The sequence below is a fragment of the Pseudomonas sp. R19M genome (assembly GCF_050312585.1).
GTDB classification, from domain to species: Bacteria; Pseudomonadota; Gammaproteobacteria; order Pseudomonadales; family Pseudomonadaceae; genus Aquipseudomonas; species Aquipseudomonas palleroniana.
In genome coordinates, this window is record NZ_JBNPJV010000067.1 from 38,018 (window position 1) to 53,989 (window position 15,972).

Annotated in this window: 10 protein-coding genes; 9 read left to right on the forward strand and 1 reads right to left on the reverse strand. The window is 62.2% G+C overall.

Translation table 11 applies throughout. From position 1 onward, the window contains the following. The first annotated feature begins 17 nt into the window (after positions 1-17). Both ACQRBT_RS14340 and argR read left to right on the forward strand, forming a co-directional pair. A complete protein-coding gene (locus tag ACQRBT_RS14340; RefSeq protein ID WP_090369054.1) occupies positions 18-782 on the forward strand; it encodes an ABC transporter ATP-binding protein in 765 nt (254 codons plus the stop codon). 188 nt (positions 783-970) lie between these two features. Then, complete coding sequence (gene argR, locus ACQRBT_RS14345; RefSeq protein ID WP_060757319.1) at positions 971-1,951, forward strand: transcriptional regulator ArgR; 981 nt, start codon at positions 971-973, stop codon at positions 1,949-1,951. A gap of 33 nt (positions 1,952-1,984) precedes the next feature. Here argR and ACQRBT_RS14350 read toward each other — a convergent pair whose 3' ends face one another. Next, the gene (locus ACQRBT_RS14350) at positions 1,985-7,858 is read right to left on the reverse strand and encodes a dermonecrotic toxin domain-containing protein (RefSeq protein ID WP_412047370.1); all 5,874 of its coding nucleotides are present in this window, start codon (positions 7,856-7,858) and stop codon (positions 1,985-1,987) included. Between the two features lie 284 nt (positions 7,859-8,142). Here ACQRBT_RS14350 and ACQRBT_RS14355 point away from each other — a divergent pair, with 284 nt between their 5' ends. The 7 genes from ACQRBT_RS14355 (at position 8,143) to astE (ending at position 15,888) form a co-directional block, all read left to right on the forward strand. Next, on the forward strand, positions 8,143-9,363 hold the full coding sequence (locus tag ACQRBT_RS14355; protein WP_060757321.1) for an aspartate aminotransferase family protein: 1,221 nt from the start codon (positions 8,143-8,145) through the stop codon (positions 9,361-9,363). A gap of 119 nt (positions 9,364-9,482) precedes the next feature. Further along, positions 9,483-10,502 carry an arginine/ornithine succinyltransferase subunit alpha gene (gene aruF, locus ACQRBT_RS14360; RefSeq protein ID WP_060757322.1) on the forward strand — a complete coding sequence of 340 codons (1,020 nt, stop codon included), beginning with the start codon at positions 9,483-9,485 and terminating at the stop codon, positions 10,500-10,502. A 61-nt stretch (positions 10,503-10,563) separates the two neighbouring features. Continuing rightward, positions 10,564-11,589 carry an arginine N-succinyltransferase gene (astA, locus tag ACQRBT_RS14365; RefSeq protein WP_060757323.1) on the forward strand — a complete coding sequence of 342 codons (1,026 nt, stop codon included), beginning with the start codon at positions 10,564-10,566 and terminating at the stop codon, positions 11,587-11,589. Then, positions 11,586-13,055 (forward strand): succinylglutamate-semialdehyde dehydrogenase, encoded by a 1,470-nt coding sequence (astD, locus tag ACQRBT_RS14370; RefSeq protein ID WP_412047413.1) that lies wholly within the window; start codon positions 11,586-11,588, stop codon positions 13,053-13,055. Before astA ends, astD begins: the two co-directional genes overlap by 4 nt. A gap of 156 nt (positions 13,056-13,211) precedes the next feature. After that, positions 13,212-14,558, forward strand: coding sequence for an N-succinylarginine dihydrolase (astB, locus tag ACQRBT_RS14375; protein WP_060757325.1), 1,347 nt, complete (start codon positions 13,212-13,214; stop codon positions 14,556-14,558). 23 nt (positions 14,559-14,581) lie between these two features. After that, the gene (locus ACQRBT_RS14380; RefSeq protein WP_060757326.1) at positions 14,582-14,872 is read left to right on the forward strand and encodes a hypothetical protein; all 291 of its coding nucleotides are present in this window, start codon (positions 14,582-14,584) and stop codon (positions 14,870-14,872) included. Positions 14,873-14,883: 11 nt separating this feature from the next. Beyond that, entirely contained in the window at positions 14,884-15,888 is a 1,005-nt protein-coding gene (gene astE, locus ACQRBT_RS14385) for a succinylglutamate desuccinylase (RefSeq protein ID WP_060757327.1), read from the forward strand. Positions 15,889-15,972 lie beyond the last annotated feature (84 nt).

A 15,972-nucleotide genomic window follows, 5' to 3' on the forward strand; every position in this document is an offset into this window, starting at 1 on the left:
TTGTGAGAACCGACCGCATGTACAAACTTGAAGTCCAAGACCTGCATAAACGCTATGGCAGTCATGAAGTGCTCAAAGGCGTGTCCCTGGCCGCCGCGGCCGGTGATGTGATCAGCATCATCGGTTCCAGTGGCTCGGGCAAAAGTACCTTTTTGCGCTGCATCAACCTGCTCGAGCAACCCCACGCCGGCAAGATCCTGCTCAACAACGAAGAGCTGAAGCTGGTCGCCGGCAAGGACGGCGCCATGAAGGCCGCCGACCCCAAGCAACTGCAACGCATGCGTTCGCGCCTGTCCATGGTTTTCCAGCATTTCAACCTGTGGTCGCACATGACCGCCATTGAAAACGTGATGGAAGCGCCAGTGCACGTGCTGGGTGTGTCGAAGAAAGAAGCGCGTGAAAAGGCCGAGCACTACCTGGCCAAGGTGGGTGTGGGCCATCGTAAGGATGCATTCCCCGGCCACATGTCCGGCGGCGAGCAGCAGCGCGTGGCGATTGCCCGTGCCCTGGCGATGGAGCCGGAGGTGATGTTGTTTGACGAGCCGACGTCGGCGCTTGACCCGGAACTGGTCGGCGAAGTGCTCAAGGTGATGCAGGACCTGGCCCTGGAAGGCCGCACCATGGTGGTGGTCACTCACGAAATGGGCTTTGCCCGTGAAGTGTCGAACCAGTTGGTGTTCCTGCACAAAGGCATCGTCGAAGAATGCGGCAACCCGCGCGAAGTGTTGGTGAACCCGCAGTCGGAGCGTTTGCAGCAGTTCCTGTCCGGCAGCCTGAAATAGCTACCCCTGTGGGAGGGGGCTTGCTCCCGATAGCGGTAAATCAGATACCAATCTGTTGGCTGACACACCGCCGTCGGGAGCAAGCCCCCTCCCACATTGATCTTCATCAGTTTTTGAGATTTGTGTTCGTTTCCGGGCTAGCATTGGCCCTTGTCTCCATTATTGTTACTCGCTTCGGATAGCCTTCCATGACTGCCCATCGAATTGGTTTCCTGATCTGGCCCAGCACAAAAGCACTGACGCTGGCGCTGGCTGAGGAGGCCTTGCGTATTGCCCAACGGGTGCATCCGGACGTGGTCTACGAACTGTCGTTCCTGCACGCGGAACCGGCTGCCGACGGCGCCTGGCAATTGCCGGGCGAGGCTTGGGCGGGCAAGCTCGAAGGTTTCCAGAAGCTGTTCCTGCTGGCGGACGAGCCGCCGACGGTGATCGCCTCTCAACTGAGCACGGCGCTCAAGCAGCTTGTGCGGGCAGGCTGCGTGATCGGCGGTTTGTCGGCAGGTGTCTACCCGTTGGCCCAGCTCGGCCTGCTCGACGGTTACCGCGCTGCCGTGCATTGGCGCTGGCAGGATGATTTCGCCGAGCGCTTCCCCAAGGTCATCGCCACCAGCCATCTGTTCGACTGGGACCGCGACCGCCTGACCGCCTGTGGCGGCATGTCGGTGCTCGACCTGTTGCTGGCAGTGCTGGCCCGTGACCACGGCGCCGAACTGGCCGGCGCGGTGTCCGAGGAACTGGTGGTGGAGCGCATCCGCGAAGGCGGCGAGCGCCAGCGTATTCCACTGCAAAACCGCCTGGGCTCCAGCCATCCCAAGCTGACCCAGGCGGTTCTGTTGATGGAAGCCAATATCGAAGAGCCGCTGACCACTGACGAAATTGCCCAGCACGTCTGCGTGTCGCGACGACAACTCGAACGCATCTTCAAGCAGTACCTCAATCGTGTCCCCAGCCAGTACTACCTGGAACTGCGCCTGAACAAGGCCCGCCAGATGCTCATGCAAACCAGCAAGTCGATCATCCAGATCGGCCTGTCGTGCGGTTTCTCCTCAGGGCCGCATTTCTCCAGCGCCTACCGCAACTTCTTCGGCGCGACCCCGCGTGAAGACCGCAACCAGCGTCGCAGCAGCAGCCCGTTCGAATTGTCCTCGGTACCGTCCGAACGCGGTTGAGCACGGCTCACCCTGGCTAGCCCGAAGGGGCGGTTATTCCTCCTGTGGCCGGGGCTGCGCGGGCGATAGTGGTGCTCCGGTTTCATCCAGCGTGGCCTGGGGCACATTGAAGTCAATGCCGGTACGTTGGTAATACTCGCGCAGGTACGCCAGGCTCTGTGCCGACAGCGGGTTGTTACTCAGGTCGCTGTCTTCATGAAACACCGTATCGGTCTCCAGCAAACCCGCGCCGATGTCTTCGATCTGGTTGCCGCTCAAGTCCAGCGTGTGCAACGCCTTGAGCTGGAAAACTCCCTCCGGCATCGCTTTGAGCCCGGCATTGCGCAGGTGCAGCGAGCTCAGGTTGTGCAAGCTGCTGACGTCTGGGGTTTCCCCCAGCGGGTTATCGCTCATGTCGACGAACTCCAGCGCCGCCAGGTCGTTGAAGGAGCGGGCTGACAACGGCGTCAGGCGGATGCCGCATTGGGTCAATTCCAGGCTGGCCAGCTTGGGCATGCTGAAGATCGGTTCGGGCAGGCTGCCCACCGGGCATTGGCTCAGTGCCAGGGTTTGCAGCGCCGGAAAACAGCGCAGCGTACCGTCAACCTGGGTGGTAGTGCCGTTGCCCGTCAATTCAAACCACGACACATGCTCGAACCGCGCACTCAGTGACGGCAGCTCACCCATCACCGGGGTGTCGAGCAGTAATGAATGGGTGAACTCATCCACCAGGCTCTCTTCATCCTCCGCACTCTCGCGACGCCAGGCTTGCTCTACCAGCATTTTGAAATTGTCGCGCAGCAATTGTTGGTGGGCGCGGGCGGCGTCATCGAGCGGGCTGTTGTCGACAGGATGGCGCTGTGGCACATCCAGCACCCATTGATCGAGGTCGGTATTGAGCTGGGCATACTCGGCTTCAAGGCGCGCCAGGGTCGGGGTGATCGCGTCCATATCGCCGGGCAGGCGGAAGATAAAACGATCCGCTTCGCTTTCGACCAGCGTCGGGTATAGCTGTTGCAGGCGCACACGCTCGGCTTCGGGAGCCGTGGCATTGAAGGATTCCTGGGTGCGCTGGCAGTAGCTCTTGATCTGCTCCAGGGTCACTTTGGATAACGGGTTGCCGGACAGGTCGAACGCGCTGGCGGCTTCGGCGCGCAGGGTGAAAGCGGCCGCCGGCATCTCGGTGATCTGGTTGTCGCTGAGGTTGACCGCGCTGCGCGGCACGTCGATGAGCAGGTCGGAGGGCACTTGCGTGAGGCCGACGTTTTTCAGCAGGACGCTGGACAGTGCCGGCATCGCCTTGAACTCCGGCAGTTGCCCTAGGTTGGGGTTTTGGCTGAGGTCCAGGTATTCCAGGCGGTTCATGTTTTGCAGGGCCGCACGGCTGGTGTCGCTGAGCTTGAGCGAGCAGTCCGGCAGGCCCAGGAAAGTCAGTGTTTCCAGCTCGAAGATACGCGGCGGGATGTCCTCCAGCGTCGCGTGTTCGATGTCGAGGATATCCAGGGCCGGAAAGCTTTGGAGAAACTCGCCGACGTCCATCGGGCCACCGTTGCCGTGCATGATCAACGAGCCTATGTGCTTGAACCGTGCACTCAGGCGCGGCAATTCACCGGCCAAGGTCTGGCTGATGTTGAGGGTGCGAACGTGGCGGGTTTCCTGGGCGGGTTCGCGGCGCCAGGCTTTTTCCAGCTGCACATGCAGCGCCATTCTGCGCGCCAGTTCCAGGGAGGTCAGGTCGGGGGCCTGTGACCAGGCGCCCAGCTCCTGCTGCAAGGTTTCCAGTTCTCCAGCCAGGCGCGCCAGCTCGCGTTTACCCGCCTCAATATCACCGGGGAGTGAATAGATGAAGCGTGTGGCTTCGTCCTTGTCCATCGACGGGTAAAGCCGTTGTGTATCTTGCAGGTCGACGGGCATAGCATCGACCTCCCAGAACGTGCCGTGGCGTTGGTAGTACTCCTTGACCTGCTCCAGGTTCGCCCGTGACAGCGGGTTGTCGGAAAGATCGTAGTGCACGCTGGCCTCAGGGGGGAGTTCGAACAGCGCGGCGGGTACGTCGCGGATCTGGTTGCCGTTCAACAGCGCGGCCTGCAGCTCCGGGCGGGTCAGCAGGCCGGGCGGCAGGCGATCGATACCGGTGTCGGCAAGGTCCAGGGCCACCAATTCCGGCATCGCCTCAACGCTGGGCGTCAGGCCCAGGGGATTGCCATTGAGTGACAGCGTCTGCAAGTGGCTCATGCTCGCCAGGCGGGCATGGCTGGCAGGCGTGAGGGTGATGTTGCAGTTGGACAGCCCCAGGGTGTTGAGGTGAGGCAGGCTGCTGAGTTGAGGCGGCAGATCGTCCATGGGGACGTCTTTGACTTCCAGGTGCCGCAGCCGTGGAAACTGGTTGATAAAGGCGGTCACGCCTTGGGTGCCTTCGTTGCCGCTGATGGACAGCAACGACACATGTTCGAAATTGGCATTCAGTGTGGGCAGCTCGCCGATGATCGGAAAATCCAGGCGCAACATATAGCCGTCCCGGCTCGGGTCTTCGAAGTAATCGTCGAGCTCGGTGCCTCGGCGCCAGCAACGCTTGAGTAATTGCGCGATGCGCTGGCGATTCTGGCGTTCGTAGGCTTGCTGGCGCGGCGTGAGCGCGGCACCGGTTTGCGGATGTTCGGTGGGCACCGTTTGCTGCCAGTTGTGCAGCTCGGTTTCCAATTGCTGATATTCCTCGGTGAGCGCCTCGAGCCGCACTGATGCACCGCCGGGCTGCCTTTGCAGGTGTTCGAGCAGGGCGCCGATCTGCTCGTCGCTCAACGCTGGATACAATGCCCGGGCGCGCGGGTACAGCAGCGGGGCGTTCGGGCTTGGGGTGTGTGCGCGGTAACCATCGTCGCTGCCAAGGTGCTTGAGGGTGTCGGTCGATGGCTCCTTGGGAGCGCCGCTGGCCAAGACACGGCGTACTTCATTGCGTGCCAGTGGGTGTCGACGCAAACGCTGCTGCAATTCGGCGCCCTGGTCAATCTGAATGCCCAGCGCCTCGCGCTGGCGATCGGGCAAGGCGTGCAGGATGGCGCTGTACAGGTCGGTTTCAGCGCACAGCGCTGTGTCGTCGTCATAGGCGACATAACGGCCGTTATCCCGGCGTACCAATGTGCGGCGCAACGGCGCGTCCTCGACGCCTACCTCGTTCCAGATCGAACCGCGGGGTGAATCATGGCGCGCCACCAGGCGCACCTGGTCCGACCAACCGGGCAGCAGCCGCAGAGCGTTCAGGGCCAGGCGGTCGCTGTCGATGGTCTGCACGCTGTCCAGTTGCTGGCCTTCGTAGGCGCGGGTCACGCGTACCTCGTCCAGCGCCGCACGAGCCAGGTCGGCCAGGCGTGGCGGGACACGGCGGGCGTCCAGTTGGGCAAGTTCCGCGCCGCTGGCCTGGCGCAGCAGGTGGTGGGCGACGCTGGCGGGCAGGTCGGGCGAGGTGTCCAGGATGCGCTGGGCCGCTGGGTGGTTGGCGGTCTGCGAGGGGCCGTAACGTGATTCGAACAGCGATGCACGCTTGCGCTCGGCGATATCGGCGAGGGCTTTGCGCAGGTGTCGGGTGCGGGCCTCCAGGCTCAATTGTGGGTCGCCGGTGCGTTCGCCGAACTGGCGGCTGAGTTCCTCGGGGCTCAGGGCCTGCAATACGGTTTTGAGCCAGTCACCCTTTTGCAGTTGCGCTTCGTGAATCTGCACCAGCGGCTGATCGCTTTCACCCATCTGCCAGACCACTTCGTTGCGGGCGTTCAGCAGTTGCAGAGTCTTGTCCTTGGGCCAGTAACCGAAGCTGGTCATCAAGTGCAGTTGCTGTTGGGGGTCGATGGCATTGTATTGCGCCGGGTCATCGCTGCGCAGGCGCTGGATCAACTGTTGGATCTCACGGTCGATGCGCAGCCGCACCAGGGTGTCCTCAAGCATGGGCGGGATGGGCTCGCTGTTGTGATGCATCTTGCGCAGGGTGTCTTCGCTGACACCACTGATGCGCAAGGCTTGCTCGCAGTCGGTTTCGCTCAAGCCTTGCGCGATGGGGCCGAGGCGCCGCAACAGAGTCTTGCGATCCCATGTCAGGGGCTGTTCGAGTTCGGTGTGCCATGCCCCGGACCCGTTGTGCCGCAGCCTGGGACGATAGGCGTCGGCGCGGGTCGGGTGTTTGATTGCGTAATGGCCGTCGTCGGCGGGCTCGACCTTGTAGTGCCGGCCCTCCAGGGGCAGCACTGACTCACCGCGCACAGGGTACAGGCCTTTTTCATCGGTGCTCAGCGTCGGGGCGATGTCGAGGTGTTGCTGGTACGGGCCGAGGTCTGGTTGCCAGTAGCGCTGGCTACGATCAGCCAGGCTCACGGGTTTGAAGCGCTCGATGAAGGCCCGTTGTTCGGCCGATAACAGTTTGTCCATCGCGATGCCGGCGAGGCTGCTACCCGCTGCAAACACGCCCAATTGCGCAATGGATTGCACCACGTTGACCAGGTGGGTGAGCGCTTCGTCCGTCAGCCCTTCGGCCCAGTCGATCACGCCTTCGAAGACGTCCGTGAGCAGTTGATAGGCCATGTACCCCATCATCAATTCGCCCAGTCCGGGAATGAACGGCGTGACCACCAGCAGTGCGACGTTGAGAATTGTTGAGGCGATATCCACGAAGGAGTCCCACAAGGCCCAGCGTGCCTGGCTGTCGGCGTTGGCTGTGGAGACGGCCTGGGAGCGTGCGTCATTGAGGATCTTGTTGAGTTTCTGCCGATACAGATAACGCCAAGGCTCGTCGGGAATGGGCGTTGCGACAAATTGCAGTTTGGGGTCGAGGGTGGGTTCTTTGCGCCACATGCCATGCTTGGCGCCGGGTTCCGGTGGGTGCCAGTTGATGCTCGACAGGCGCTGGCTCAGGCCGGAGAAAAAAACACCGAGACGCTCATGGGGCACAAAGCGGCTGAAGAACAGTTGGTAGTCCTCGTTACGCAGTTGGCGGGTCAGCTCGCGTTTGAACTCCAGGGGCGAGATGTATTCCTTAAGTGGGTGCTGCGGATCGTCCGGCACGTAGGCGACGATCCGTTGTGAGCTGCGCGCCTGCTCCAGGTCCGGAGCGAACAACAGGATGCCGCACAGTGGCGTCTGCAACAGGGTGAACGTATGGCAGAGCACCGGCAGTTGCCCAAGGCTCAGGCGCGGGGCGCCTTCGAGCATGGCGCTGATCACCTGGGCGAAGTCCGGCTTGATGTCGCCGCGGATGTCCGCCAGTTGCAGTGCGGCGCGCAAGGCCGCGCGCTGGCTGGTATCGACTTTCAGCGCCAGGCTGTTGCCGGCGCTCGGAGTGTTCAACCCCAGTGCGTTGCGCAGGTGGTGCGCGTACGTGGCGCCGAGGTTCAACTCGCGGCACAGGCGCACAAACGCGTTGATCGACATGACGTCGCGGATATGGGGCAGGGTGGTGAACTGGCCGGTGGCCGAGGGGCGGCTGATAAACGTCGAGTCGGGCTCGTAGAAGCCTGCATCTGCTTCCTTGTAATCGAAGTTATGCAGCGCTGCATCGAGCAGTGACACCGTCCAGGTGCGCGCCGCTCCAGAGCGGATCGCAAACCAGGGAATGGTCAGCGGGATATAGAGGCGGATGAACACCTCGTCGACGTCCAGGTTCAGCGCGAAGCGTTGACGCAGCAGGTTTTGCAGCAGGGGCCTGGCGTAGGTCTTGGGATCTTGCAGGTTTTTCAGCGCGTCATCGACTGTGTTCTGTGCGCGCCAATGCTGGGCAGTGGCTTGTTTGAACAAGGCTTGTTGCCGGGCTGTGGCCGCCTGCAAGGGCTTGCCCAGGTGCGGCCTGGCTTGGCGCAGGGCCTGATGTTTGGCCGCGCTCGCCTGGCCCAGCCACTGGGGCATAGCATTTTTCAGGCGTTCGTAATGGCTCTCGGGAGGAGTACTCATGGGGCGAATCTCTTGGTGCCATGGAAAGGGCACCAGTAAATCAGCCGGTGTGGAGCACCTGGCCTTAGATAATTAGAGCGGCCATTGACCCTGACGCAAACACGCCGGGCGGTTTAAACTGCGCCATTGCGACGCTATTTGTCGCATTGACGTAAACCCTCGAAAATCGGGGGTTGGCGCTATAAGAAGTTGTCGCTTGGCGACAAGGCCCTACTGAAAACTGTCCTTACAATCCCTGCATCGCCCGCCAGTTTCAGGCAGGCGTTCCTCTTCAGGAGACTCCGATGTCCGTTGAGCAAGCCCCGGTGCAACGTGCCGATTTCGACCAGGTCATGGTGCCTAACTACGCACCGGCCGCATTCATTCCTGTGCGTGGCGAAGGTTCGCGCGTGTGGGACCAGGCGGGTCGCGAGCTGATCGACTTTGCCGGTGGCATCGCGGTCAACGTATTGGGCCACGCCCACCCGGCGCTGGTCGGTGCGCTGACCGAACAGGCCAACAAGCTGTGGCACGTCTCCAACGTTTTCACCAATGAGCCGGCCCTGCGCCTGGCGCATAAGTTGATCGATGCCACCTTTGCCGAGCGCGTGTTCTTCTGCAACTCCGGCGCCGAGGCCAACGAGGCCGCGTTCAAGCTGGCACGTCGCGTCGCGTTCGACCGGTTCGGCAGCGAGAAGTACGAGATCATCGCTGCGCTGAACAGCTTTCACGGCCGTACCCTGTTCACGGTCAACGTCGGTGGCCAGTCCAAGTACTCCGATGGTTTCGGCCCCAAGATCACCGGCATCACCCACGTGCCTTATAACGACCTGGCTGCGCTGAAGGCCGCTGTTTCGGACAAGACCTGCGCCGTGGTGCTGGAACCGGTCCAGGGCGAAGGCGGCGTACTGCCGGCCGAGCTGGCTTACCTGCAAGGCGCACGCGAGTTGTGCGATGCGCACAATGCACTGCTGGTCTTCGACGAAGTGCAAACCGGCATGGGCCGCAGCGGCCATCTGTTCGCTTACCAGCATTACGGCGTGACGCCGGACATCCTCTCCAGCGCCAAGAGCCTGGGCGGTGGGTTCCCGATCGCGGCGATGCTCACCACCGAAGCGCTGGCCAAGCATCTGGTCGTCGGTACCCACGGCACCACCTACGGCGGCAACCCGCTGGCGTGCGCAGTGGCGGAAGCGGTGATCGATGTGATCAACACCCCGCAAGTGCTGGCCGGTGTGAACGCCAAGCATGCGCTGTTCAAGGCGCGCCTGGAGCAGATCGGCAAGCAGTACGGCATCTTCACCGAGGTGCGGGGTATGGGCCTGCTGCTCGGTTGCGTACTGAGTGAGGCTTTCAAGGGCAAGGCCAAGGACGTGTTCAACGCGGCCGAGAAAGAAAACCTGATGATCCTGCAAGCAGGCCCTGACGTGGTGCGTTTCGCCCCGAGCCTGGTGGTGGAAGACGCCGACATCCAGGAAGGCCTGGATCGTTTCGAGCGTGCGGTAAAAACACTGACCCAAGGCTGATTGGCAGAACCGGAGCCAATGTGGGAGGGGGCAAACCCCTCCCAGCTGCTGACCTGTGTTGAAGCCGGACCTGTCCGGTATTTTTTTCCTATGAGTTTTTCGAGTTAAGGAGTGACACCATGCTGGTGATGCGCCCCGCGCAAATGGCTGATCTGGGCGAGGTACAGCGTCTGGCTGCGGACAGCCCGATTGGTGTCACCTCCTTGCCGGATGATGTGGAACGCTTGAGCGACAAGATCGCCGCCAGCGAAGCGTCCTTCGCGGCCGAGGTGAGTTTCAACGGTGAAGAGAGCTATTTCTTCGTGCTGGAAGACACCGAGACCGGCAAGCTCGCCGGCTGCTCGGCCATCGTCGCTTCGGCGGGTTATTCCGAGCCGTTCTACAGCTTTCGTAATGAGACCTTCGTTCACGCCTCGCGCGAGCTGAAGATCCACAACAAGATCCACGTGCTTTCCCAGTGCCACGACCTCACCGGCAACAGCCTACTCACCAGTTTCTACGTGGTGCCGGAGCTGGTCGGTTCGCCGTGGTCGGAACTCAATTCCCGTGGCCGCCTGCTGTTCGTCGCCAGCCATCCCGAGCGCTTTGCCGACTCGGTGGTGACCGAGATTGTCGGCTACAGCGACGAACACGGTGACTCGCCGTTCTGGGACGCCATCGGGCGCAACTTCTTCGATCTCAATTACGCCGCCGCCGAGCGCCTGTGCGGGCTTAAAAGCCGCACCTTCCTGGCCGAGCTGATGCCGCACTACCCGATCTACGTGCCATTGCTGCCGGACGAAGCCCAGGAGGCCATGGGCCAGGTGCACCCGCGTGCGCAGATCACGTTCGACATCCTGATGCGCGAAGGCTTCGAGACCGATCATTACATCGACATCTTCGACGGCGGCCCGACGTTGCACGCACGGGTTTCGGGCATTCGTTCCATCGCCCAGAGCCGTGTGGTGCCGGTCAAGATCGGCGAGATGGCCAAGGGTGTTGGCCGCCAGTACCTGGTGAGTAATGCGCAGTTGCAGGATTACCGCGCGGTGATGCTGGAGTTGGACTACGCGCCCGGCAAACCGGTGACCCTGGACCTGGCGGCAGCCGAAGCCCTGGGTGTTGGCGAGGGCGCGAGCGTGCGCCTCGTTGCGGTTTGAGAGCCGGTTTAAACAGAGTTTCGCGGGTGGCTGACAACGGCGGCCCGTTCGAGGAGATAGCATGATCGTTCGTCCCGTACGCAGCAGCGATTTACCGGCCCTGATTGATCTGGCACGCAGCACCGGTACCGGTCTGACCACCTTGCCGGCCAACGAAGAGCGCCTGACCCATCGGGTTGGCTGGGCGGAAAAAACCTTTCGCGGCGACGCCGGGCGCGGCGATGCCGATTACCTGTTCGTGCTGGAAAACGACGAAGGCCGCGTGGTGGGCATTTCCGCCATTGCCGGCGCCGTCGGCCTGCGCGAGCCCTGGTACAACTTCCGGGTGGGCCTGACCGTCAGCGCCTCCCAGGAGTTGAATATCTACCGCGAGATTCCAACGCTGTTCCTGGCCAACGACCTTACCGGTAATTCCGAACTGTGCTCGCTGTTTTTGCACGCCGATTACCGCACCGGCCTCAACGGCCGCATGCTGGCCAAGGCGCGCCTGCTGTTTATCGCCGAATTCCCGCAACTGTTTGGCAACAAGATCATCGCCGAGATGCGTGGCGTGTCCAACGATGCCGGGCGCTCGCCGTTCTGGGAGAGTCTGGGCCGGCATTTCTTCAAGATGGAATTCAGCCAGGCCGATTACCTGACCGGCGTGGGCAACAAGGCGTTCATTGCTGAGTTGATGCCGAAGTTTCCGCTGTACAGCTGCTTCCTGTCCGAAGACGCACGCAATGTGATCGGCAAGGTCCATCCGGATACCGAGCCTGCATTGAGCATGCTCAAGAGCGAAGGTTTCAGCTACCAGGGTTACGTCGACATCTTCGACGCCGGCCCGGCGGTGGAGTGTGAAACCAGCAAGATCCGTGCGGTGCGTGACAGCCAGTCGCTGGTGTTGGCCATCGGCACGCCAGGGGACGACGCCACGCCGTTCCTGATTCATAACCGCAAACGCGAGGATTGCCGCATCACCGCCGCACCGGCCCGCTTGGCCGCAGGCACCCTGGTGGTCGATCCACAAACCGCCAAGCGCCTGCAACTGGTCGTGGGTGATCAAGTGCGCGCCGTACCGTTGTCTGCTGCTCGGGAGTCGAAATAATGAATTCGCTGTATATCGCAGGTAGCTGGCTGGCCGGCCAGGGTGAGCTGTTTGAGTCGCGCAACCCGGTGACGCAGCAAGTGCTGTGGGCCGGCAATGGCGCCACCGCTGAGCAAGTCGAGTCCGCCGTGCAGGCTGCGCGCCAGGCATTCCCGGAGTGGGCCAGGCGCCCGCTGGAAGAGCGCATCGGCGTGCTGGAAACCTTCGCGGCCACCCTGGAGCGTCGTGCCGATGAAATCGCCCGCTGCATCGGTGAAGAAACCGGCAAGCCGCTGTGGGAATCGGCGACTGAAGTCACCAGCATGGCCAACAAGATTGCGATTTCGGTGCAGAGCTACCGCGAGCGTACCGGCGAGAAGAGCGGCCCGCTGGGCGACGCCACTGCCGTGTTGCGCCACAAGCCACACGGCGTGGTGGCGGTGTTCGGCCCTTACAACTTCCCCGGTCACTTGCCGAACGGGCATATCGTGCCGGCTTTGCTGGCGGGTAACACCGTATTGTTCAAACCGAGCGAGTTGACCCCGAAAGTCGCCGAGCTGACCGTACAATGCTGGATTGAAGCCGGTTTGCCGGCGGGCGTGCTGAACCTGCTGCAGGGCGCTCGGGAAACCGGTATCGCCTTGGCGGCCAACCCCGGTATCGACGGGTTGTTCTTCACCGGTTCCAGTCGTACCGGCAACCACTTGCACCAGCAGTTCGCAGGGCGCCCGGACAAGATCCTGGCCCTGGAAATGGGCGGTAATAACCCACTGGTGGTGGACGAAGTGGCCGATGTGGATGCGGCGGTCTACACCATTATCCAGTCGGCGTTTATCTCTGCCGGCCAGCGCTGCACCTGTGCTCGCCGCTTGCTGGTGCCGCAAGGTGCCTGGGGTGACGCGTTGCTGGCGCGCCTGGTGGCGGTCGCTTCGAGCATCGAGGTCGGCGCGTTCGACCAGCAACCGGCGCCGTTCATGGGCTCGGTGATTTCCCTCGGCGCGGCCAAGGCCTTGATGGACGCCCAGGCGCTGATGTTGGCCAATGGCGCCGTGGCGCTGTTGGAAATGACCCAGCCGCAGGATCAGGCCGCTTTGCTGACGCCGGGCATCATCGACGTGACGGGCGTGACCGAGCGCGAGGATGAGGAACTGTTCGGCCCGCTGTTGCAGGTGATCCGCTACGCTGATTTCGCCGCGGCGATTGCCGAGGCCAACAACACCCAGTACGGCCTGGCCGCGGGCTTGTTGTCCGATTCCGAGGCGCGCTACCAGCAGTTCTGGCTGGAGAGCCGCGCCGGTATCGTCAACTGGAACAAGCAACTGACCGGTGCCGCCAGCACGGCGCCGTTCGGCGGGGTAGGGGCTTCGGGCAATCATCGCGCCAGTGCGTATTACGCGGCGGATTATTGTGCGTACCCGGTGGCATCGCTTGAGACCCCGAGCCTGGTGGTCCCGGCAACCCTGACGCCAGGGATTACGCTTATCTAAATGTGGAAGCGGGCTTGCTCGCGAAAGCGGTGTGTCATTCGACATCTCAGGTGACTGAACCACCCCATTCGCGAGCAAGCCCGCTCCCACACTTGATTTGTGGTGTGTTCAAGTAATTTGATGCCTATAAAAACAGATGTTCGTGGAGCCTCGCCGATGAAATCCTATGAAGTCAATTTTGACGGTCTAGTGGGGCCGACCCATAACTACGGCGGTTTGTCCTACGGCAACGTCGCGTCCCAGAGCAACAGCCAGCAGTCTTCGAACCCGAAGGAAGCGGCGTTGCAGGGCCTGCAGAAAATGAAGGCGCTGATGGACATGGGCTTTGTGCAGGGCGTGCTGGCGCCACAGGAGCGCCCTGACGTGGCGGCCTTGCGCAACCTGGGCTTCAGCGGTACCGATGCGCAAGTGATCCAGCAGGCGGCCAAGCAGGCGATGCCGTTGTTGGTCGCAAGCTGCTCCGCGTCGAGCATGTGGGTGGCCAACGCCGCCACGGTCAGCCCGAGCGCCGATACGGCCGATGGCCGCGTGCATTTCACCGCCGCCAACCTCAACTGCAAATACCATCGCAGTATCGAACACCCGACCACCAGCCGCGTGCTGGGGGCGATGTTTGCCGATGCCAAACACTTCGCCCACCACTCGGCGTTGCCGGCGGTGGCGCAATTCGGCGATGAAGGCGCGGCCAACCACACGCGCTTCTGCCGCGAGTACGGCGAGGCGGGCGTTGAATTCTTTGTGTTCGGCCGCAGTGCGTTCGACACCCGTTACCCGGCGCCGCAGAAGTACCCGGCGCGCCAGACGCTTGAAGCGTCCCAAGCCGTTGCGCGCCTGCACGGCCTGAGCGATGACGGCGTGGTCTACGCTCAGCAGAACCCGGCGGTGATCGATGCCGGCGTGTTCCACAACGACGTGATCGCGGTGGGCAACGGTGAGGTGCTGTTCTATCACGAGGACGCGTTCCTCCATACCGAACAGATGCTGGCCGAGTTGCAGGGCAAGTTGGGCAAGCTGGGCGGCAATTTCCAATCGGTGTGCGTACCCCGGGCCCAGGTCAGCGTTGAGGATGCTGTGCGTTCCTACCTGTTCAACAGCCAATTGCTGAGCCGCGCCGACGGCTCGATGCTGCTGATCGTGCCGGAAGAGTGCCGCGCCAACGAACGCGTCTGGCAGTACCTGCAAGGCTTGACCGCGTCCGGTGGGTTGATCCGCGAAGTGAAAGTCTTCGACCTCAAGCAAAGCATGCAGAACGGCGGTGGCCCGGCGTGCCTGCGCTTGCGAGTGGCCTTGAATGAAACGGAACTGGCGGCGGTGAATCCAGGCGTTATCATGACGGCACCGTTGTACGGCACGCTGACCCAATGGGTCGACAAGCACTACCGCGACAGCCTGCGTGAATCCGACCTGGCTGACCCGCAATTGCTGCTTGAGTGCCGGACGGCACTGGATGAACTGACGCAAATCCTTAAACTGGGCTCGGTTTATCCTTTCCAGCTCAATTAACGCCGCACCACCGAGAGTTATTTATGACCACCGACACCCTGAAACTGATCCTTGAAGATACCGACGGCACCCAGCTGGAAACCTCCTGCACCCGCGTTGCCGTGGTGTGGCAGGGCAAGGAGATCTGGATCCAGCACGACGGCCGTGGCCAGCTGCTGATCGGCGTGGATGTGGAAGAAGGCGACGCCGAGTACGCCAACCTGCTGATGCGCCCGTTGGCCACCAACCTGATGAGCCTGCAACTGGAAATGGAGCCGGCCGACGTCGACGGCGATGACGACGATCACGTCCACGGTCCTGGCTGCAACCACTAAGGAAGCTGCTTATGCTCGCCCTCGGCAAACTGCTTGAACTGACCCTCGCCGGTCGCGAACCGGCGCAAAAAATTCAACTGACTGTCGACGGCGTGCAGATGCGCTGGCTCAGCGAGGGCGCACTTGAAGTCCGCCCGCCTGAAGCGAAGGACAACGGCAGCGACCTGCTGCTGTCGTCCGGCATCCATGGCAACGAAACCGCGCCGATCGAACTGCTCGACCGCCTGTTGCATGGCATCGCCCGTGGGGAGATCAAACCCCGCAACCGTATTCTGTTCCTGTTCGGCAACCCCGAGGCGATGCGTCGCGGTGAGCGTTACCTCGAACTGGACATCAACCGGCTGTTCAACGGCCGTCATGAAAAAAATATCGGCCCCGAAGCCATGCGTGCCGCTGAACTTGAGCAACTGGCCCGCAGCTTCTTCAGCCAGCCAGGCCGTTCGCGCCTGCATTACGACTTGCATACGGCGATTCGGGGTTCGAAGATCGAGCAATTCGCCCTGTACCCCTGGAAGGAGGGGCGCCAGCATTCGCGTCGTGAGCTTGCGCGCCTGCGTGCGGCCGGCATGGAAGCGGTGCTGATGCAGAACAAGACCTCGATTACCTTCTCTGCTTTTACCTATGAGCAACTGGGCGCCGAGGCGTTCACCCTGGAGCTGGGCAAGGCGCGGCCGTTCGGGCAGAACGACGGCGTGGATGTGTCGCGCCTGGAAGCTCGCCTCAAGCACATCATCGAAGGCACCGAGCCCGAGACCGACAGCCTCGACGGCCTGAAACTGTTCGCCGTTGCGCGTGAAGTGATCAAGCACAGCGACGCTTTCCTGCTGCACCTGCCGGCAGACGTGGAAAATTTTTCGGAACTGGAAAAGGGCTACCTGCTGGCCGAAGACGTGGCCAAGACCCGCTGGGTGATCGAGGAGGAGGGTGCACGCATCATCTTCCCCAACCCTAAGGTGAAGAATGGTTTGCGCGCGGGGATATTGATTGTGCCGACGACGGATGCGGGCCTGATATAGGTCTCAAGGCATACCAGGATCCAAATGTGGGAGGGGGCTTGCTCCCGATGGCAGTGTGACAGTCAACTCATCTGTAGTTGAGAC